Here is a 20,707-nt window from a genome sequence, read left to right on the forward strand (position 1 = left end):
TTCTCCTCGTGCGATCCGGATTCAGGCCGCGTCGTCGCGGTAGATGCCGACGACCGGCGCCTCGCCGACGCGCGCGTAGCCGCGGTACATCCCTTCGGTGTTGAACGGCATCGCGACATTGCCGTGCGCATCGACCGCGACGAGCCCGCCGCGGCCGGCGAGGCGCGGCAGCTTGTTCATCACGACGTCGTGCGCGGCGTCGGCGAGCGACGCACCGCGATAGGCGATCTGCGCGGCAACGTCATGCGCGGTCGCGAGGCGGATGAACATCTCGCCGGTGCCCGTCGACGAAACCGCGCAGGTCGCGTCGTCCGCATAGCAGCCCGCGCCGATGATCGGCGAATCGCCCACCCGCCCCGGCTGCTTGTTCGTGATGCCGCCGGTCGACGTCGCCGCCGCGATGTGGCCATGCAGGTCGCATGCAACCGCGCCGACCGTGCCGAGCTTGCGGTCGGGATCGAGCGGCTCGGCCGGCTGCGCCTTGCCGAACGCGAACGTCGCCGCATCGTGGTCGAGCATCACGCCGGACGCCGCGCGCGCCTTGAGCCACTGCGCATGGCGTGCCTCGGTGTCGAAGTAGCCGGGTTCCGCGAGTTCGAGCCCCTGCGCGGCCGCGAACGCATCGGCGCCCGCGCCGGCGAACAGCACGTGTTCGCTCGCCTCCATCACGCGCCGCGCAGCGAGCACGGGATTGCGCACGCGCGTCGCGCAACAGATCGCGCCGGCGCCGAGCGTCGCGCCGTCCATGACCGCCGCGTCGAGTTCGTGCTTGCCCTCGGCCGTGTAGACGGCGCCGCGCCCGGCGTTGAACAGCGGACAGTCCTCGAGCATCCGCACCGCGACGGTGACGGCATCGAGCGCGCTGCCGCCATCGGCCAGCACCTGCTGCGCGGCCTGCAGGATCGCGGTCAGTTCGGCCCGATACCGGCGTTCGGTGTCGGTATCCATCGCCTCGCGCAGGATCGTGCCTGCGCCGCCGTGAATCGCGACGATCGCGGGAGAATTCATGATTTTTTCGGACGAGAGGAAGGAGGATTGGCAGACGGCAGCGCCGCCTGCGGCTGCACGAGCCACGGCAGCAGGAATTCGGTCATCTCGGCAGCGGACTTCGCGGACCGGTGCGTGCGCAGCGCGACCGCATCGATCAGCGCCTCGATCATCGTGAGCACGGCGGCTTCCGACGTGGCCGCGAAACGCCGTTCGGCCTTGACGTACAGGTTCAGCGACGCGACCGGCGCCAGCGGCGATTGCGGGCCGTCGGAAATGCCGAGGACGCGTGCGCCGCGCGCCGCCGCCCGGCGGACCAGTTCGATCGTGTCCTTCACGTAGCGCGGAAACGCGAGCGCGATCACGAGATCGCGCGAATCGGCCGTGTACAGGCGCCGCGCCGCGTGCGACGGCCCGCCGAGCAGCGCGAGCGACTGCACGTTGTCGTGGCACACGGACAGCCCGTGCTCCATCAGCCCGCTGAGAAACGCGCTCGACCCGGCGCCGAGGATCAGCACGCGTCGAGCGCCGACGATCGCCTCGACCGCGGCCTCGACATCGGCCGCGTCGAGTTGCGCGCGCGTGCTCTGGATGTTGGCGGCAGCCTGGTCGAATACCGCGTCGATCCATGCCGCGCCGCGTACGCCGGGCTCCTGCTCCTGCGCGGAACGCAGCCGTTCGACCGGCCCGAGCGTCGCTTCGAAGCCGCGCACGAGCGCAGCGCGCATCGCCGGATAGCCGTCGAAACCGAGCGCCTTCGCGAAGCGGTTCGCGGTCGCGATCGACGCACTCACGGCCTGCGCGAGTTCGTCGATCCGCATCGTCGCCGCGCGAAACGGGTTCGCGAGCACGAATTCGCCCATGCGCCGGTGAATCGGCGTCATCAACGGCATCGCCGACGCGATCCGTTCGGCGATCGCGGGTTCTGCCTGAATGGCGTCGTGCGGAACGAGAGGCGTCATGCGAAGGGTCGTTGCAAGGATGATGAAAATCAATTTACACAATCCTTGTTCCGGAAAAAAATTAATTTTCATCAGGGTTGTCACGCCCTGTCGGCCGTCCGCCGGGCGCCGTGCCGTCGCCGAGCCCCGCCGCGCGGGGCTCGGCACGCGAGCGCCGTCCAGGTTCGCGCCCCGCCGCCGCCAGCACACCGGGAAAACCCCGATCATGTTCGTTCGAATGCAAATTGGCGTTGACCTGATTCGAATTCGAACATAGGATGCTCGAAAATGATCAGTCGTCAGATAACAATCGCGCCCAACAGCGACATAATTTTCGCTCGAACGGCGTAATTTCGACAAAAGCCGCTGGGAAGCGGCGGCCAGAATGATCGGACATCGTACAAATAAGGTAAAAGAGCCTTCCTGACCGGACGGCTCGCATGGATCAAGACAGGCTTTGCATGCCTGTCCTGCCCAACAGGAGACAGCAGTGAAAACAGTCAAGGCATTGCGCTGGTGGATCATCGTGCTCGTGTGTCTCGGCACGATCCTCAACTACCTCGCACGGAATTCCCTCGCGGTGCTCGCGCCCGAGTTGAAGCAGGTGTTCGCGATCTCGACGCAGCAGTACTCGTACATCGTCGGCGCGTTCCAGATCGGCTACACGATCATGCAGCCGGTGTGCGGATTCATCGTCGACCTGATCGGGCTGCGGCTCGGGTTCGCACTGTTCGCGATGCTGTGGTCGATCGTCGGCGTCGCGCATGGTTTCGCGTCGGGCTGGCTGTCGCTCGGCATCCTGCGCGGCTTCCTGGGGCTGTTCGAGGCCGCCGCGATTCCGTCGGGCATGAAGGCCGTCGCCGAATGGTTTCCCGATCGCGAGAAGTCCGTCGCGGTCGGCTACTTCAATGCGGGCACGTCGCTCGGCGCCGCGATCGCACCGCCGCTCGTCGTGTTCCTGTCGATGCGGTTCGGCTGGCAGGCCGCGTTCATGGCCACCGGCGCGCTCGGGTTCGTGTGGGCCGCGCTCTGGTACACGCAGTACCGGTCGCCGGCCGATCATCCGCGCATCACGCCGCGGGAGCGCGCGCTGATCCGCGACGGCCAGGCGACGATGCCGCCCGTGTCGAAGCGCCGCATCCGCGACGTCGTCACCGCACGGCGCTTCTGGGCCATCGCGCTGCCGCGCTTCTTCGCCGAACCGGCATGGCAGACATTCAGCTTCTGGATTCCGCTGTATCTCGCAACCGAGCGCCACATGCCGCTCACGCAGATCGCGATCTTCGCGTGGATGCCGTTCCTCGCGGCCGACGCCGGCGGCATCGCGGGCGGCTACCTGTCGCCGTATCTCGCGAAACGCTTCAGGCTGCCGCTCGTGTGGTCGCGCGTCGCCGGCGTCGCGCTCGGCGCGGTGCTGATGCTCGGGCCCGCGATGATCGGCCTCGTCTCGTCACCGTACACGGCCATCGCGCTGTTCTGCGTCGGCGGTTTCGCGCACCAGATGATCTCCGCGCTCGTCAACACGCTGTCGGCCGACGTGTTCGATTCCGAGGAAGTCGGCACCGCGAGCGGCTTCGCGGGAATGGCCGCGTGGATCGGCGGGCTCGGTTTCTCGCTGCTGGTCGGCGCGCTCGCCGACAAGATCGGCTACGCGCCGCTGTTCGCGTGCCTCGGCCTGTTCGACATCATCGGCGTCACGCTGCTCGCGGTACTGATCCGCGGGCAGTCGAAGCAGGAACGCCTGCTCGCCCAGCACGCCTGACATTTGCCCTCACCAGGAATCGCCTTCATGACTTCGCTCCTTCATCCGCCCGTGTTCCGCGTTGCCGGCAAGCATGCGAACCGCGTGCTGCTCGCGTCCGATGCGGGCGCCACCGTCGAGATCTTCGTGCTCGAGGACGACATCGTGCGCGTACGCGTGCTGCCCGACGCCACGGCGCGCAACCCGCGCACGTGGACGATCGCGCCGGGCCTCGACGACGTGCCGCTCGACGGGCGCGACCGCCTCGACCTCGACGGCTTCGCGCTGCCCGCCTTCACCCTCGTCGAGGACGACGACGGCCTGCACATCGAGACCGCGCAGATCCGGCTCGCCGTGCGCTGGCAAGGCGGCCATTGCACGTGGTCGATGCGCGGCGCGGACGGTACGTGGCGAGTCGCGCTGGCCGACCGCTCGACGCAGGCCTACAACTTCGGCTGGTGGGACGACCGCGCGTATCACTACGTCACCCGCGCGCACGGCGACAAGGTGTTCGGTCTCGGCGAACGCGCGGGCGAACTCGACCGCACAGGCGCGCGCTTCGAGATGCGCAACATCGACGCGATGGGCTACAGCGCGAAACATACCGACCCGCTGTACAAGCACATCCCGTTCTACATCACGTGGTCGCCGGACGCCTGCCAGGGCTTCGGGCTGTTCTACGACACGCTGTCGGACTGCTCGTTCGACATGGGCCGCGAACTCGACAACTATCACGGCCCGTACCGCTATTTCGTCGCCGAGCACGGCGATCTCGACTACTACTTCATCGCGTCGCCCGACACGCCGCTCGCGGCCGCGCGGCGCTTCACGTGGCTCACCGGGCGCCCCGCGCGCATGCCGAAATGGGGGCTCGGCTATTCGGGCTCGACGATGAGCTATACCGACGCGCCGGACGCGCAGCAGCAGATGAACCGGTTCGTCGAGCAGTGCGACGAGCACGACATCCTGTGCGATTCGTTCCACCTGTCGTCGGGCTATACGTCGATCGGCGCGAAGCGCTACGTGTTCAACTGGAACCGCGACAAGTTCCCCGACGCGAAGGGCTTCGTGAAGCACTACCGCGACCACGGCATCCGCCTGTGCGCGAACATCAAGCCATGCCTGCTGCGCGACCATCCCGCCTTCGACGATGCCGCGCAGCGCGGGCTGCTGATCCGCTCGGCCTCCGGCGAGCCTGCGTGGGTGCAGTTCTGGGACGAGGTCGGTGCGTACCTCGACTTCACGCAGCCGGACGCGTACCGCTGGTGGCGCGAGCAGGTCACGTCGGCGCTGCTCGAGTACGGGATCGAATCGACCTGGAACGACAACAACGAATACGAGATCTGGTCGCCCGATGCGCTCGCGCACGGCTTCGGCCAGCCGTTCCCGGCGCGCGAGGCGAAGGTGCTGCAGACGATGCTGATGATGCGCGCGTCGCGCGAAGCGCAGCGCGCCCATGCGCCGGCGCAGCGGCCGTTCCTCGTGTCGCGCTCCGGCGGCGCCGGCATGCAGCGCTACGTGCAGACCTGGTCCGGCGACAACCATACGTCGTGGGAAACGCTGCGCTACAACCTGAAGATGGGGCTCGGGCTCGCGCTGTCGGGCGTGTCGAACATCGGCCACGACATCGGCGGCTTCTCCGGCCCCGCGCCGTCGCCCGAGCTGCTGCTGCGCTGGGTGCAGTTCGGCATCTTCATGCCGCGCTTCAGCATTCATTCGTGGAACGACGACGGCACCGTCAACGAGCCGTGGATGTATCCGGAGATCACCGCGCAGATCGCGTCGCTGATCAAGCAGCGCTACCGGCTGCTGCCTTACCTCTATCACCTGCTGTGGCTGTCGACGACGCGCTACGAGCCCGTGCTGCGGCCGACCCTCGCCGATTTCCCCGGCGATGCGCGCTGCTACGACGCGTGCGACGACATGATGCTCGGCGACGCGCTGCTGGTCGCGCCGGTCGTCGCCCCCGGCCAGACCGAGCGCACGGTGTACCTGCCGTCGGGCGCGCGCTGGATGTGCTGCGCGAGCGCGCAGGCGTTCGACGGCGGCGCGAGCGTGACGCTGCCCGCACCGCTCGACACGCCGGTGATGCTGCTGCGCGAAGGCCGCGTACTGCCGCTGAACGTCGCGGAGCAGCATTTCGGCGCACGTGCCGACACGCGCGGCTTCCTCGTCGCGCCGCGCGTCGAGGACGGCGTCGCGTACGGCGAATGCGTCGAGGACGACGGCGAAACGGAAGCCTGGCGCGACGGCGAATACGGACTGTGGCGGATCGAAACCGGCCGCGAGGCGTCGGGCGTGCTCGGCGTGTCGGTTCGCTGGGACGGCCGCCCGGGCCGCCCGGCCGGACGCGTCGAGATCCTGCTGCCCGCATCGCTGCAGGGCCCCGTCGCCGTGCGCGGCGCGCGTATCGAGCAGGACGTGCCGCACGGCGCATGGCGTCGCATCGTCGTCGCGCTCGACGACTGAAGCACACCCGATCGGGCGGGCCGTTCGTGCGGCCCGCCGCCCGACACAGAGGAGGCGCTCCAGCCTCCCGCCCCGTTGAAAAGATGAAGAGATCCGGAGATCGACAATGAAAGCACCCGTCAACCGCTATGCAATCCTGATTTTATCGGCCGCATCGCTCGGCACGACCGCCGTCCACGCACAGAGCAGCGTGACGCTGTACGGCGTCGTAGACGATTCGATCGCGTACGTGAACAACCAGCAAGGCCACTCGAACATCTACATGCGCGACGGCAACCTGTATGCATCCAAGTTCGGGCTGCGCGGCGACGAGGATCTCGGCGGCGGCACGCATGCGATCTTCGACCTGCAGTCCGGCTTCAACCTGAATACCGGCGCGCAGGCCGCCGCCGGCACGATCTTCAACCGCCAGGCATTCGTCGGCCTGCGCAACGATCACTACGGCACGCTGACGGCCGGCCGCCAGTACACGCCCTACTTCCTGTTCGTCGGCCCGTATGCGTCGAGCAGCTGGCTGACCGGCGCGACCGGCGCACATCCGGGCGACATCGACGGCCTCGACACGACGATCCGCGTGAACAACTCGGTCACCTATACGTCGCCGACCTTCGCCGGGCTGACCGCGAGCGCGATGTACGCATTCGGCGGCATCGCAGGCGCGACCGGCAAGGGCAACACGTTCAGCGCCGCGCTGCGCTATGCGAACGGGCCGATCGGGATCGCGGCCGGCTACCTGCGGATCAACAGCTCGGGCTCGTCCGCCGGCTTCCTGAACCCGGCCACGGCATCGTCGGGCAGCTTCGCGGTATCCGTGCTGAACCAAGGCTACCTGACCGCGAAGGCCGTCGAGCAGGTCGCGGCGGCGGGCAACACCACGTTCGGCAACCTGACGATGGGCGTCAACTACTCGAACGTGAAGTACCTGCCCGGCAACGGCTCGGCGTTTGCCGACACGGCCGTGTTCAATACCTACGGCGCGCTCGCCGCGTACCGCTTCACGCCGACGTTCTCGGTGGCCGGCGCGTTCGCGTACACGCTCGCGTCGAAGGCGAACGGCGTCGCGAGCGCGGCCCGCTACCAGCAGTACTCGCTGAAGGAGTCGTACAGCCTGTCGAAGCGCACGACGCTCTATGCGCTGCAGGCCTATACGCATTCGAGTGGCCAGACGCTCGGCGCGCAAGGCGCCGGCCATATCGTCGACGCGGCGCCGATCGTCGGCGATTCGCAGCAGCTCACACCGTCGACCACGCACGGCCAGTTCGTCGGCATGGCCGGCATCGCCGTCACGTTCTGAACCTGCCCTGCAGCGCCTTCAGCGCGCTGCCGCCGCCCCGGACGATGCGTATTCCGCATGCGCCGTCCGGGCGCCCGATGGACGTTCGCCACGGCGTTTTTCGCACGCCGCCGGCCCACTCGGCGAACCGCACCGGTTTTCTCGATCGCCCCGATACCTTACAATTCGTCAGGTTGATCCCTTCTGCATGCCCCTTCTTGCAGTCCTGACACCGCGGTACACTCGACGCACGCCGTACCAGGGTCCGACGCGCGACGTGCGCGCCGGGCGGCGTCGCGCGTCGTTGCGCCCACAACTGGATGCCCGCCATGCCGGATTCCCGCCCCCCGCCCCGCACGACGTTCAAGCCGCAAGTCGTCCTGCCCGCGCTCGCCGTGATCGGCGCGCTGCTCGTCGTGTGCGCGCTGCGCCCAAGCGAAGCCGGCGCGCTCTTCTCCGCCGGCCAGCAATGGGTCATCGCACGCTTCGACTGGTTCTACGTGCTCGCCGTCACCGGCTTCCTCGTGTTTCTCGTGCTGATCGCCGCCAGCGGCTTCGGCAACATCCGCCTCGGCCCCGATGATGCCGAACCCGAATTCAGCTTCGTCTCGTGGACGGCCATGCTGTTCGCGGCCGGCATGGGCATCGGCCTCATGTACTTCGGCGTCGGCGAGCCGATGCAGCATTTCCTGAAGCCGCCGACCGTCGATCCCGGCACGCCCGCCGCCGCGCAGGAAGCGATGCTGATGACCTTCTTCCACTGGGGCTTCCATGCGTGGGCGATCTACGGGCTGATGGGGCTCGTGCTCGCGTACTTCGGCTTTCGCTACAACCTGCCGCTGACGCTGCGCTCGGGGCTGTATCCCGTGCTGCGCGAGCGCATCGACGGCTGGATCGGCCACACCGTCGACGCGTTCGCGCTGGTCGGCACGGTCGCCGGCATCGCGACGACGCTCGGCTACGGCGTGATGCAGCTGAGCGCGGGCCTGCATACGGTCGGCGGCTGGGACACCGGCAGCAACGTGTTCCGCATCGGGCTGGTCGCGGTCGTCGTGATCCTCGCCGGCGTGTCGGCCGCGACGGGCCTCGACAAGGGCGTGCGACGGCTGTCCGAGCTGAACCTGCTGCTCGCGTTCCTGCTGCTCGCCTTCGTGGTCGTCGCGGGCCCGACGCTGTTCCTGTTCCGCGCGCTCGGCGACAACCTCGGCCAGTACCTGTCGCATCTCGTCGATCTGTCGTTCCGCACCTATGCGTACGCGCCGCCGCGCGAGGAAGGCTGGTTCGGCGGCTGGACGATCCTCTACTGGGCATGGTGGGTGTCGTGGTCGCCGTTCGTCGGCATGTTCATCGCGCGCATTTCGCGCGGCCGCACGATCCGCCAGTTCGTGATCGGCGTGCTGCTCGTGCCGACCGCGTTCAACCTCGTGTGGATGACGGTGTTCGGCAACAGCGCGATCTGGCTCGATACGCACGGTGCGGCCGGCGCGCTTGCGCAGACGGCCACCAACGTCGATGCGCTGCTGTTCCGCTTCTTCGATTTCCTGCCGTTCCCGCAACTGCTGTCGATCGCCGCGATCGTGCTGATCGCGGTGTTCTTCGTCACGTCCGCCGATTCGGGCGCGTTCGTGATCGACCAGATCGCGACGCGCGGCAACGCGCACTCGCCCGTGTGGCAGCGGCTGTTCTGGGCCGCGCTGCTCGGCGTGACGGCCGCGGTGCTGCTCGTCGCCGGCGGGCTCGGCGCGCTGCAGGCGATGACGCTGATCGCCGCGCTGCCGGTCGCGATCATCATGCTCGCGCTGTGCTACGGGCTATGGCGCGGGCTCGCGGCCGACCGCGCGCACTATTCGCAGGACGTCGCGCCCGCGACGAGCTTCTGGACCGGCCAGCACTGGCGTCACCGCCTCACGCACATCCTGCGGCAGACAACCGAGGCCGAGGCGCGCCAGTGCGTCGCGGAAACGGTCGAGCCCGCGCTGCGCAAGGTCGCCGACGAGCTGCGCGCGAGCGGCGTCGACGCGCTCGTGCGGCGCGACAGCGACGATGCGGTGCGGCTCACCGTGCCGACCGCCGAGCATCGCGACTTCGTGTACGGCGTGCGCGTGACGGCGAAATCCACGGCGGCGTTCCTCGTGCGCGAGGCTGCCGAGCCCGATGCGGCCCGCGCGCACGTATACGGGATCGTCACGTTCTTCGAGGACGGCCGGCTCGGCTACGACATCGAATACCTGCGCGGCGACGAGGTGATCGCCGACGTGCTGCGCCAGTACGAACGCTACGTGTCGCTCGCCGCCGACACACGGACGCATCTGCTGAGCCGCGCGCCCGGACATGCAACGGAGGCCGAATGAGCACGTACGCGGCACGCGTCGTTCCGCCGTATCGCCCCGCCACGCCTGACGGAGCGTCGCGATGAACGCACTCCTGCAAAGCCGCTCCGCCGACCTCGTCGCGCTCGGCACGCTCGCGCTGCTGTATCTCGGCGGCGCCGGCATCGCGATGTGGCGCATCCGCGCCGCGGCGCCGCGCGGCAAGATCTACTGGATCGTCTGCATGGCACTGCTGTCGGGCGGCGCCGTCGCAATGGGCGGCAACCTGTCGCCCGTGCCGAACACCGGTGAAATGCCGCCCGGTTTCGCGCTCGGCGTCGAGGCCGTCCTGCTCGGCCTCGCGCTGGTGGCCGGCGGTTGCGCGTGGCTGATGCTGCGCGCGAGGAAACGCTGACGCGCACGCATTGCGCGGCGCAGTTTCCTCACGCGTGAACGGCAGCGCGCGAGCGGGCCGGCGCGCGACGATGCGCCCGGCGCCGTCTTGTCGCCACTACGTCACGCGGACGGCGCGCGCGCCGTCACGAGCCAGCACGCCGCATCGAAGCGCACCTGCGCGCCGTGCACGTAACGCTCGAACGCGGCACGCACCGTATCGACCACGCGCCGCCGCGTCGCTTCGTCCGTCTCCAGCAACGCAAGGCCCACCGGGCCCAGCCGCGCGATGTAGTCGTCCAGCGCAGGCTCGGGCAACACGCACGGCTTGTCGACCGGTTCGATCGCGACGTCGGCCCAGCCGCTGTCCGACAGCACCGACGCAATTCGGCGCCGGTCGCCGAACGCGAACTGGCCCGGCGCGCCGGGTTGCCGCGCGGGCAAGTTCGGCAGCAATGGTGCAGCCACCCGCTCGGCCGTCGTCATGAACGGGTTGTCGGCCGCGCTGCGCCATGCGACGAACCGCATCAGCGCGTCCGGCCGCGCCGCTTGCCGCAGGTTCGCGAATGCGCGAACCGGATCGTCGAAGAACATCACGCCGAGACGCGACACGATCAGGTCGACGCTCGCGGGCTCGAACGCATGCGTCTGCACGTCCGCGCACACGAAGCGGGCGGGCACGCCGCAGCGTTCGGCGCGCGAGCGCGCGGCGTCGATCATCCGCGCCGAGATGTCGATGCCCGTGCAGTGCGCATCCGCGCCGAGCCGCCGCGCGATCGCGAGCGTGACCGCCCCCGTGCCGCAGCCGACGTCGAGCACGCTGCGCGCGGACGACGCGGCCGCCGTGTCGGCGAGCAGCGTCTCGAACGGTTCGAACATCCGGTCCATCGGCGCCTGCGCATCGACCCACGCGCGCCCCGACGGGCCGTTCCACAACGCGGACTGCGTTTCATTGGGCCGGCTGGTTTCCATCGTCGATTCCCCTTCCGATTCATTGATGACGAACCGGACTGTGCTGCTTCAAGCCGGCTTGAGGTCAAGCCCCCGGCGGCGATGCCTGCCCATAAGCGAGAACCGTGTCGCACGCTGTTTTTTCACATTTCTTACATTCACGCTGCGTATCGTTGACGACTTTCCTACGGTGCCTCCCATGCGACGATTCCTCACACGCGCCCTGCTCGTGCGCTGCGCGCCCCTTGTTGCCCTCGCCGCGCTGTCCGCGTGCTCGAATCACATCGATACGCCGGACGATCCGGCCAGCGCATCGGTCAACGTCCAGGCCGCATGGGTCGAGATCGGCGATGCTAACCAGGCAATCGCGCGCGTCATCACGAACTACACGCCCGCGTCGGCCAGCGACCCGCTGTGCCCGCAACTGACCGTCGACGGCAAGCTGTCGCGCATGGCGCTGCGCGCGGGCGCCGCCACGCCGGCCCAGCGGCCGACCGCCAGCGATCCGGCCGATTCGAAACCGTCGAGCTTCCCGGTTTCCGTGTGCGAAACGACGCTGCCGGCCGGCGCGCAGGCGGCAAGCGTCGCGGGCCGCGCGCTGCCGCTGCCGAAAGCGCAGCCGCAGCGCATCGCGATCATCGCCGACACGGGCTGCCGGATGAAGAAGGCCGACAACGCATGGCAGGCGTGCAACGATGCAGCGGTGTGGCCGCTCGACACGATCGCGGCCAGCGTCGCGAAGCTGTCGCCCGATCTCGTGATGCACATCGGCGACTACCACTATCGCGAGAACGCATGCCCGCCGGATATCGCCGGCTGCAAGAACAGCCCGTGGGGCTACGGCTGGGATACGTGGCAGGCCGACCTGTTCCGCCCGGCAGCACCGCTGCTCGCGAAGGCGCCGTGGGTCGTCGTGCGCGGCAACCACGAGGAATGCGCACGCGCGGGCCAGGGCTGGTTCCGCTTCCTCGATCCGCGCCCGTATTCGGCGGCCCGCTCGTGCGACGATCCGGCCAACGACAACAACGCGAACTATTCGGAACCCTATGCGGTGTCGCTCGGCGGCGGCTCGCAGGTCATCGTGTTCGATACCGCGAAGGTCGGCCGCACGCCGCTCAAGACGACCGACGCGCAATTCGGCATCTACCAGAAGCAGTTCCAGACGGTCGCGTCGCTCGCGTCGAAGGCCGGCATGACGACGACGATCTTCACGAACCATCACCCGATCCTCGCGTTCGCGCCGATCGCCGGCAGCACGCCCGCGCCGGGCAACCTTGCGCTGCAGTCGGTGATGTCGAGCCTCAACGCGCAGGCGTACTACCCGCCGGGCGTGCACGTCGCGCTGCACGGCCACGTGCACGACTTCCAGGCGATCAACTTCTCGTCCGGGCACCCGGCGACGATCGTGTCCGGCAACGGCGGCGACAACCTCGACGTCGCGCTGCCCGATCCGTTTCCGGCCGGCCTGACGCCCGCGCCGGGCGCCGTGATCGAGCGGCTGTCGCACAACAACAGCTTCGGCTTCCTGATCATGGAGCGCCGCGCGGCGCCCGCGACGGGCTGGGTGTTCCATGCGTACTCGGCGGCCGGCAAGCTGCTCGCGTCGTGTGACCAGTCGGGCACGACGCTCGCCTGCGACAAGACGGGGTTCATCGCGCCGTGAGCGAAGGCGTTCGATGCGACGGCCGCGTGGTGCGCGGCCGGCAATTGCGGCACGCGCTTGCAGCCATGCTGCTCACCGGCGTGGCGCTCGCGGCCCACGCCGCGCCGGCCGAAACGGTACTGCTTCCCGGCGCGCCGCCGTCGCGCGTCGTCGATACGATCGGCAACGGCACGCCACAGGTGACAAGCAAGATCGACGCGGCCACCGCACGCTTCGCGCCCGACCCGACGCTCGTCGCGCTCGGCCGCCGGATCTTCTTCGACCCGCGGCTGTCCGAGCCGCGCGGCATGTCGTGCGCGGGCTGCCACGATCCGGGGCGCGCCTTCGCGCCGACGCTGTCGGCCGCGTCGCTCGCGGGGCCCGGCGTACCGGAAGGCAGCCGGCCCGGGCGCTTCAGCCGGCGCAACGCGCCGTCGCTGCTCTATGTGCGCTACGTGCCGCGCCGCCACTTCTACCAGGACGACGACGCGCCCGCGCCGTCGCCGTTCGGCGGCCTGTTCAGCGACGGCCGCGCGGATACGCTCGCCGAGCAGATCCGCGGGCCGCTGTTCGATTCGAACGAGATGAACAACCGGTCGCCGGCCGCACTGCTGCGCAAGGTCGATGCGACCGAACTCGCGCCGGATCTCGCCGCGCGTTTCGGTGCGCCGGTGCGGCGCGATCCCGAGCAACTGGTGCGCGCGCTCGGTTCGGCCGTCGAGGCGTATCTGCAGAGCGACGAGATGGCGCCGTTCACGTCGCGCTTCGACGCGTTCCTGCGTACCCGCAAGCCGCTCGCGCCGGCCGAGATGCGCGGCCTCGCGCTGTTCCGGAATCCGGACAAGGGCAATTGCATGACCTGCCACACGCTGTCGGACACGTCGAGCCGCCCGGAGCGCTCGCTGTTCACCGATTTCGGCTACGACGCGATCGCGGTGCCGCGCAACCGCGCGCTGCCGGCGAACCGCGATCCGCGCCATTTCGACAACGGGCTGTGCGACACCGCGCGCCGGCTGCGCTGGCCCGAGCCGACGCAATGGTGCGGCTACCTCCGCACGCCGGGGCTGCGCAACGTCGCGGTCAAGCAGACGTTCATGCACAACGGCGTGTTCACGACGCTGCGCGACGCGGTCGCGTTCTACAACACGCGCTCGACCGATCCCGGCTTCTGGTACCACGGCGCCAACACGTTCGACGACGTACCGGCCGCCTATCGCGGCAACATCAACGTCAACTCGACGCCGATGAACCGCCGGCCCGGGACGCCGCCCGCGCTGACCGACGCGGAAATCGACGACATCGTCGCGTTCCTCGGCACGCTGACCGACGCGCGATATACGGCGGTCGCGGCCCCCGTCGCCCCCGCCGCCCGGATCACGCGAACCGCCACGCCGGCGCGTTGACCCTGGCCGGATGGCCAATCGCATCGGCATCCGCTTGCGGTCGGCGCAAACACTGGTTATATTTACAGTACTGTATTTATGAACAGTGAGGTGCGCGATGGAACATCTGGTCCGTATCGTCAACGAAGCCGATCGCCAAGTGCTGGCATGGCTTCGCGCCCAGGTCGGCGATGCCCGCGTCGAGCGCGCGGCTCGCCAGCTCGGGCATACGCGCAAGCCCTTCCCGTCCGCCGTATGCCGGTATCTGGGCATGAGCGCGCCGGCCACGCTGCGCCAGGCCGACCGGCCGCGCGCCGCACGCGATTTCTCGGTCGGCGATCGTTACCTGTCGCTGATCCGCCAGCACCTCGCCACACACTCGGCCAGCCGATGAAATGGCGGCGGCTTGCCGCGGCGGCGCCTCGGCAAGCCGGCGCGCCCGCGTATTCGCCAGTCCGGCCGGCCGCCGCTGCGCTTACGCTGCCGCCGTGGCTTCCCGTACGAGGCGGCCGAGCGTTTCGAACGCCGCTTCGTGCGCCGCATCGAACACGCGCGTGCAGGCCAGCCGGATATAGCCGTCGAAGCGGTCGGAGTTCGAGAAGATCGAACCGGGCGCGATCCTGATCCCCTGCGCTAGCGCGGCATCGAACAGCGGCTCGGAACGCACGCCGTCCGGCAATGCGATCCACAGCAGCATCCCGCCCAGCGGCTGGTTCATCCGCGTGCCGGTCGGGAAATGTCGTGCGATTGCGTCGATCGTCACGTCGCGCTGCACGCGCAATTGAGCACGAAACCGGTGCAAGTGGCGGTCGAACGCCCCCGAGCCGACGAATTCGGCGGCCACGGCCTGCAGCAGCGCAGCGTTGTGCCGGCTTTGCGCGAACTTCAGCATCCTCACGCGCGCCTGCCAGCGCCCCGCGCTCATCCAGCCGAGCCGCATCCCGGGCGCCAGCACCTTGTTGAACGACGGGCAGTAGATCACCGTGCCATCGCGGTCCCATGCCTTGACCGGCTTGACCGTCTGTGGCCCTTCGACGAGCTCGCGATACGGCTCGTCCTCGATCACGGCCACACCGTGGCGCGAGCACAGCGCGACGAGCGCGGCCTTGCGCTCGTCCGGCATCACGCAGCCGAGCGGGTTCTGCAGGTTCGGCACGACGACCACGGCCCGAATGTCCGGATACGCGGCCAGCGCCACTTCAAGCGCCTCGATCGACAGCCCGGTCGTCGGGCTCGCCGGGATTTCGAGCGCACGCAGGCCGAGACTTTCGAGCAACTGGATCAGGCCGAAGAAGGCCGGCGATTCGATCGCGATCGTGTCGCCGGGGCGCGCCACCGCGCGCAACGCGAGATTCACGGCATCGACGCCGCCGCTCGTCGACAGCACGTCATCCGGTGTCACCGCCACGCCGTACGACAGCGCGCGTTTGGCCATCGTCTGCCGAAATTCGGGCGAACCGCCGACGGGCCCCGCATCGGTCAGCAACGTGGGCTTGCGTCGCAGCAGCCGGATCGCCAGCGCCTGCAGGCGGTCAGCCGGATACAGCGTGGCGAGCGCGGACGCGCCGCCGAGATTCAACGCGTCGGTTACCGCGTTCGCGCGGTCGATCACGTGCGACACGCGTTCATGCAGGCCCGCGAACGGTGGCTCGACGCGCAACGACGGCCCGTCGCTTTCCGGCAGCGTGGCGAGTGCAGCCGCCGCGCGGCGCCGCACGAAGTAGCCCGAGCGCGGCTTGGCCTCGCACCAGCCCGTATCCTCGAGCCGCCGGAACGCCTGGGTCGCGGTCGACAGGCTTACGCCGTGCTGCGCCATGAACGCGCGCACCGACGGCATCCGGTCGCCGGGCGACAGCGTGCCGGCCGCGATGATGCGGCGGTAATGCTCGGCGAGCCGTTCGTAAAGCGGCTCACCGTCCAGCGGCAATGGCGGGCGGGATGCGTTGGCAAAAGGCGTCATCGGAGGATCGTGCCCGCGCCGCCAGGCGCACGCCAGATACAGATCGGGAGAAAACCCACCGATACAGCAATACGAAATCGCCGCCTGCACCGCAGCAGATTCCCGTCCCCTGAATCTGTCGTGTCCGCACCTGTTTCCCTAACCTGATTGCACGCTATCGCTTCGCCATCGCGAGGCCGCGCAACCGGAGCAACCGGGAAAAGGAATCGCCATGCGGACGCAACACATCCGGCTCGACGCCGGGCAAAGCCACTTTGCGTGGTTCGACAAGGGCAGCCAGGTGATCGTGCTGGACGGTGCGCTTGCGGTCACGTTGCGTCACGGCGGGCTCGACTGGCTGCCCGACGCGCCGCAATACATCCGTCGCGTGCTCAACGAAGGCGAATGTCTGACATTCGAGACGGCCGGCCACGTGGCGTTGTCGGCCGGCGGTTCCGGCGTGGTCAGTACGACGGTCGTGGCGCCTGCAAACCCGAGAGGCTTGCTCGGGGCGTGGCGCGGAATCCTGGGCCGGCTGTCAGGGCGAGTGCACGGTGGCCATCACGTGCGGGAGCATTCCTGAAATCGCGACTTGCTACGTCGCGGCAAACGCCGGACAGCCCCCCGTCATCGCAACAACTGACTAACGCACCCTGCTCCCGCCATCCTTATCCGCAGACGCCGCCACGGCCGCCGCCATCAGCCCGGCATGCGACGGCCGTCACCTCAATGCGCGTTCCGGCGCCGCTCGACCCATTCGAAAATCGCCATCCCGGCCAGCATCGCGACGACGAACGCGATCCCCTTGGCCGACCCGAAGCCGATCGACACGATCGCGGGCCCCGGACAGAACCCCGCCATCCCCCAGCCGATGCCGAACACCGCGCTGCCTGCGACCAGCCGCACCGTGATTGCCCGCACCGCCGGCAACCGGATCGGCAGGCCGAGCCACGACAGCGTCCGGCGCTTCGCCCACGCGAACGCGAACACGGCCACACCCACCGCGCCGGCCATCACGAACGCGAGCGACGGATCCCAGCGGCCGGCCAGGTCGAGAAAGCCGAGCACTTTCTGCGGATTGGCCATGCCGGACACGATGAGGCCGATGCCGAACAGCAGCCCGCCCAGAAACGCGAATCCTGCCTGCATGTCAGCCTCCCACCGCGTGCAGCCGCACGAAGACGGTCACGAAGCCCGCGACCATGAAGGTCGCCGTCGCGACCACCGAGCGCAGCGCACCGCGCGACATCCCGCACACGCCGTGGCCGCTCGTGCAGCCGCCTGCGTACCGCGTACCGATGCCGACCAGCAGGCCGGCCGCCAGCAATTCAGGCCAGCTCGCGTCGACCTGCGGTGTCAGGCCGGCTCCGGCGACACGCATCACGACCGGCGCGACGATCATCCCGCCGACGAACGCGATGCGCCAGTCGCGCTCGCCCGCCCCCGCAGTCAACAGCCCGCCGACGATCCCGCTGATGCCGGCAATCCGGCCGTTGAACGCGACGAACCACGCGGCCGCGAGCCCGATCAGCACGCCGCCGGCCAGCGACAGCCACGGCGTGAAATGAAGCGCATCAAGCTGCATCGCGCGCCCCCTTCGCGGCCGCGCCGCAGAACTGTTCGTACAGCACGCCCATCACCGCGATCACGGCCGGGCTGTCGAGCGAATAGTGGATGTTCTTGCCGTCGCGGCGTGTACGGACCAGCGCGTTGTCCCGCAATACGCCGAGCTGCTGCGACAGCGTCGGCTGGCGAATGTCCAGCCGCGTCTCGAGATCGCTGACGCAGCGCTCGCCCTGCGACAGCTCGCACAGCAGCAGCAGCCGGTCGGGATTCGACAGCACCTTGAGGAGCGCGCAGGCCGATTCGGCGGCAGCGCGCATCTGATCGGGCTCGGGCAGCCCGGCGGGAAGAGCGTCGTTCATCGGGACAGGATTTCAATTAAAGCATCAATATTATATAAATTTATATATTGATGCATCCCGCCGCGCGTCCGCTGACGCCGCTGCTGCCCGCCTTCGCTCAGGCCTGCTCGCCCGCCACGCCATCGACACCCGCCGCCCGCGCCGCTTCGGCGCGCACCATGCCGAGCACCAGCACCGCGAGCGCCGCAATCGCGCACGGTGCCGCCACGACGGCAAACGCGGTCGACAGCGGCACGCCCATGGCCAGCATCGCGCCACCTGCCATCGATCCGACGACCGAACCGCCACGGCCGATCCCGTTCGCCCAGCTCACGCCGGTGGTCCGGCACGCGGTCGGATAGAACGCGGCCGACAGCGCATTCGCGCCGACCTGCGAACCCGACACGCAGAAACCGGCCGCGAACACGGCCAGCGCGGCCCCCCACGGCGACGCGGCAAACATGCCGATCGCCGCAACGAAGATGCCGGCCGCCGCATAGCTGCTGGCCAATACGCGATGCGGGTCGAAGCGATCCATCAACCCGCCGAGGACGATCGCGCCGAGCGTGCCGCCGACCTGGAACATCGCGGTCACGCGCGCGGCTGTCTGCAGCGTTGCACCGGTCGTGCGCAGCAGCGTCGGCAGCCAGCTCGACAGCAAGTAGATGACGAGCAGACTCATGAAGAACGTCAGCCACAGCAGCAGCGTGCCGCGCAGCAGGTCGGCATCGAACAGCCGGCCGAGCGGCGACCCGGCCGGCTTGCCGCCCGGCGCGACGAACGACGCGTGCGCGAGGTGCGGATCCGGTGCGATGCGGCCGAGCATCGCCGCGATCCGCGCGGCAGGCGCGTTCAGGTTGACGAGATAGCGCACCGATTCCGGCAGCCGCCAGGCGAGCACCGGCAGGAGCAGCAGCGGCGCGGCGCCGCCGACCACGAGCACCGAGCGCCAGCTGTGATGCTCGATCAGCGACGCGGCGGCGAGCCCGCCGAGCGCGGAGCCGATCGTGAAGCCGCAGAACATCGTCGTCACCAGCAGCGAGCGGCGGCGCGCCGGGCAGTATTCGGACGTCAGCGTGATCGCGTTCGGCATCGCGCCGCCGAGCCCGAGGCCGGTCAGGAAGCGCCACACGATCAGCTCGGCCGGGCCGCCCGCGCTTGCCGACGCGGCACTCGCGATGCCGAAGCACGCCACGCACGCGAGCAGCAGGCGCTTGCGGCCGAACCGGTCGCCGAACGGCCCGAACACGAGCGCGCCGGCCATCAGCCCGGCCAGCCCCGCGCCGAACACGGGCGCCAGCTGCGCGGGCGACAAGCCCCATTCCGCACGAATGACGGGCGCGATGAAACCGATCGATGCGGTGTCGAACCCATCGATCGCGACGATCAGAAAGCACAGAACGACGATCGCGGCCTGAAACGGCGCCACGCGATGCCGGTCGATCCATTCGCTGACGTCGATGGACAGCGTATCGGCCATGATGGTGTCTCCTCCAGGAAGGCGGTCGCGCGTCGTATGTCGTTGAAATGCGCGCCGCCGGATTCGGGCTGAACGGATGCGTTACGCGACCGTCTTCAGGCAATCCTCCGCGCGCCAGCCGTGCAGCCAGTCGAGCGCGTCGTAGAACCGCGCCTGCGTGCGGCCGACCCAGAGCCCGTTGCGCACCTGCCGCTCGACGCCTTGCGCGTGATAGATCCGCCCCATTTCCCGGGCCGAATACAGCACGCGCGCGGTACGCGGAATCCGCACGCGCTCGTACAGCGCGAACGCCGCCTCGAAATCGCCGTCGGTCCGTGCAACGGCTGCGCCGAGCGTCACCGCATCCTCGAGCGCCTGGCATGCGCCCTGCGCGATGTACTGCGTCATCGGATGCGCGGCGTCGCCGAGCACCGTCGCGCGGCCCGCGCTCCAGCGCTCGACCGGATCGCGGTCGGCGGTCGCCCAGCGCTTCCACGACGTCGGCCGGTCGAGCATCTGCTTCGGCAGCGGATGAATGCCGTCGAAGTACGACAGCACTTCTTCCTTGCTGCCCTCGCGCACGCCCCAGGTTTCCTGCTCGCGGCTGTGGAACGTGACGACGAGGTTGTACTGCCGCCCGCCGCGCAGCGGATAGTGAACGAGATGGCAATGCGGGCCGGCCCACACGACCGGCGCATTGATCTGCAGATCCTTCGGCATGTGGTCGACGTCGACCACCGCGCGATACACGACGTGGCCCGTCACGCGATGTTCATCGCCGATCAGCGCCTGACGGATCGCGGATTTCACGCCGTCGCAGCCGATCACCGCATCGGCACGATAGCGTTCGCCATGCTGGTCGATCACGGTCACGCCGTTGCCGTCCTGCTCGAAGCCGCACACCTGCGTGCTCGTCCGGAACGCGATCAGCGGGTGATCCTTCACGGCCTCGTAGATCGACAGATGGATGTCCGCGCGATGGATCACCGCATACGGATTGCCGAAGCGCTCACGGTACGCGGCGCCCGTATCGATGCGCGCGACCTCGCGTGCATCGATCGCATCCATCAGTTGCAGCCAGTCGGTGAACACCGCGCGGCCGCGTGCGGCCTCGCCGACACCCAGCGCGTCGAGCGCGTTGAATGCGTTCGCCGCGAGCTGGATTCCCGCGCCGATCTCACCGATCTGCCCGGCCTGTTCGAGCAGCTTCACGCGGATGCCCTGGCGCGCGAGTGCCAGCGCCGCCGCCAGCCCGCCGATACCGCCGCCGATCACGAGTACGTGCCGGCCGTTGTTGTGTGTCTCGCCCATCTCTGT

18 protein-coding genes are annotated in these 20,707 nt (G+C 69.0%); 9 read left to right on the plus strand and 9 right to left on the minus strand.

Annotation, left to right across the window (positions count from 1 at the left end):
* Nucleotides 1-21: 21 nt before the first annotated feature.
* Both DIE03_RS04915 and DIE03_RS04920 read right to left on the minus strand, forming a co-directional pair.
* The gene (locus tag DIE03_RS04915) at nucleotides 22-1,008 is read right to left on the minus strand and encodes an isoaspartyl peptidase/L-asparaginase family protein (RefSeq protein WP_124448030.1); all 987 of its coding nucleotides are present in this window, start codon (nucleotides 1,006-1,008) and stop codon (nucleotides 22-24) included.
* Complete coding sequence (locus DIE03_RS04920; protein ID WP_124448032.1) at nucleotides 1,005-1,949, minus strand: MurR/RpiR family transcriptional regulator; 945 nt, start codon at nucleotides 1,947-1,949, stop codon at nucleotides 1,005-1,007. The genes DIE03_RS04915 and DIE03_RS04920 overlap by 4 nt, the downstream gene beginning before the upstream one ends.
* Before the next feature lie 469 nt (nucleotides 1,950-2,418).
* On the opposite strand from DIE03_RS04920, the gene DIE03_RS04925 reads away from it, so the two are divergent.
* The 5 genes from DIE03_RS04925 to DIE03_RS04945 all read left to right on the plus strand — a co-directional run bounded on the left by DIE03_RS04925 (nucleotide 2,419) and on the right by DIE03_RS04945 (nucleotide 10,135).
* Nucleotides 2,419-3,690: an MFS transporter gene (locus tag DIE03_RS04925; protein ID WP_124448034.1), complete on the plus strand. Its 1,272-nt coding sequence runs from the start codon at nucleotides 2,419-2,421 to the stop codon at nucleotides 3,688-3,690.
* 27 nt (nucleotides 3,691-3,717) lie between these two features.
* The gene (locus DIE03_RS04930; protein WP_124448036.1) at nucleotides 3,718-6,138 is read left to right on the plus strand and encodes a TIM-barrel domain-containing protein; all 2,421 of its coding nucleotides are present in this window, start codon (nucleotides 3,718-3,720) and stop codon (nucleotides 6,136-6,138) included.
* A 106-nt stretch (nucleotides 6,139-6,244) separates the two neighbouring features.
* Nucleotides 6,245-7,432, plus strand: a complete 1,188-nt coding sequence (locus DIE03_RS04935; RefSeq protein WP_124448038.1) for a porin — start codon at nucleotides 6,245-6,247, stop codon at nucleotides 7,430-7,432.
* A 308-nt stretch (nucleotides 7,433-7,740) separates the two neighbouring features.
* On the plus strand, nucleotides 7,741-9,762 hold the full coding sequence (locus DIE03_RS04940) for a BCCT family transporter (protein WP_124448040.1): 2,022 nt from the start codon (nucleotides 7,741-7,743) through the stop codon (nucleotides 9,760-9,762).
* Nucleotides 9,763-9,823: 61 nt separating this feature from the next.
* Entirely contained in the window at nucleotides 9,824-10,135 is a 312-nt protein-coding gene (locus tag DIE03_RS04945) for a hypothetical protein (protein WP_124448042.1), read from the plus strand.
* Between the two features lie 101 nt (nucleotides 10,136-10,236).
* Here the strand turns inward: DIE03_RS04945 and DIE03_RS04950 are convergent, their stop codons facing one another.
* Nucleotides 10,237-11,085: a class I SAM-dependent methyltransferase gene (locus tag DIE03_RS04950; protein WP_124448044.1), complete on the minus strand. Its 849-nt coding sequence runs from the start codon at nucleotides 11,083-11,085 to the stop codon at nucleotides 10,237-10,239.
* A 178-nt stretch (nucleotides 11,086-11,263) separates the two neighbouring features.
* On the opposite strand from DIE03_RS04950, the gene DIE03_RS04955 reads away from it, so the two are divergent.
* From DIE03_RS04955 to DIE03_RS04965, 3 genes are all read left to right on the plus strand, one after another.
* Nucleotides 11,264-12,727, plus strand: a complete 1,464-nt coding sequence (locus DIE03_RS04955) for a metallophosphoesterase (protein WP_124448046.1) — start codon at nucleotides 11,264-11,266, stop codon at nucleotides 12,725-12,727.
* Nucleotides 12,724-14,109 (plus strand): cytochrome-c peroxidase, encoded by a 1,386-nt coding sequence (locus DIE03_RS04960; RefSeq protein WP_185658101.1) that lies wholly within the window; start codon nucleotides 12,724-12,726, stop codon nucleotides 14,107-14,109. The genes DIE03_RS04955 and DIE03_RS04960 overlap by 4 nt, the downstream gene beginning before the upstream one ends.
* 97 nt (nucleotides 14,110-14,206) lie before the next feature.
* A complete protein-coding gene (locus tag DIE03_RS04965; RefSeq protein ID WP_034191604.1) occupies nucleotides 14,207-14,482 on the plus strand; it encodes a hypothetical protein in 276 nt (91 codons plus the stop codon).
* 81 nt (nucleotides 14,483-14,563) lie between these two features.
* Here the strand turns inward: DIE03_RS04965 and DIE03_RS04970 are convergent, their stop codons facing one another.
* Entirely contained in the window at nucleotides 14,564-16,048 is a 1,485-nt protein-coding gene (locus DIE03_RS04970) for a PLP-dependent aminotransferase family protein (protein ID WP_124448048.1), read from the minus strand.
* Between the two features lie 211 nt (nucleotides 16,049-16,259).
* Here DIE03_RS04970 and DIE03_RS04975 point away from each other — a divergent pair, with 211 nt between their 5' ends.
* Nucleotides 16,260-16,610 (plus strand): hypothetical protein, encoded by a 351-nt coding sequence (locus tag DIE03_RS04975; protein ID WP_124448050.1) that lies wholly within the window; start codon nucleotides 16,260-16,262, stop codon nucleotides 16,608-16,610.
* A 143-nt stretch (nucleotides 16,611-16,753) separates the two neighbouring features.
* Here DIE03_RS04975 and DIE03_RS04980 read toward each other — a convergent pair whose 3' ends face one another.
* From DIE03_RS04980 to DIE03_RS05000, 5 genes are all read right to left on the minus strand, one after another.
* Nucleotides 16,754-17,176, minus strand: coding sequence for a DUF6691 family protein (locus tag DIE03_RS04980; protein ID WP_124448052.1), 423 nt, complete (start codon nucleotides 17,174-17,176; stop codon nucleotides 16,754-16,756).
* Nucleotide 17,177: 1 nt separating this feature from the next.
* A complete protein-coding gene (locus tag DIE03_RS04985; RefSeq protein ID WP_124448054.1) occupies nucleotides 17,178-17,612 on the minus strand; it encodes a YeeE/YedE family protein in 435 nt (144 codons plus the stop codon).
* A complete protein-coding gene (locus DIE03_RS04990; protein ID WP_124448056.1) occupies nucleotides 17,602-17,952 on the minus strand; it encodes a helix-turn-helix transcriptional regulator in 351 nt (116 codons plus the stop codon). Before DIE03_RS04990 ends, DIE03_RS04985 begins: the two co-directional genes overlap by 11 nt.
* 97 nt (nucleotides 17,953-18,049) lie before the next feature.
* Complete coding sequence (locus DIE03_RS04995) at nucleotides 18,050-19,411, minus strand: aromatic acid/H+ symport family MFS transporter (protein ID WP_124448057.1); 1,362 nt, start codon at nucleotides 19,409-19,411, stop codon at nucleotides 18,050-18,052.
* Nucleotides 19,412-19,492: 81 nt separating this feature from the next.
* Nucleotides 19,493-20,701 (minus strand): 3-hydroxybenzoate 6-monooxygenase, encoded by a 1,209-nt coding sequence (locus tag DIE03_RS05000; RefSeq protein ID WP_124448058.1) that lies wholly within the window; start codon nucleotides 20,699-20,701, stop codon nucleotides 19,493-19,495.
* Between the last annotated feature and the right edge of the window lie 6 nt (nucleotides 20,702-20,707).

It is taken from the genome of Burkholderia sp. Bp8992 (genome assembly GCF_003853705.1).
Lineage (GTDB): Bacteria > Pseudomonadota > Gammaproteobacteria > Burkholderiales > Burkholderiaceae > Burkholderia.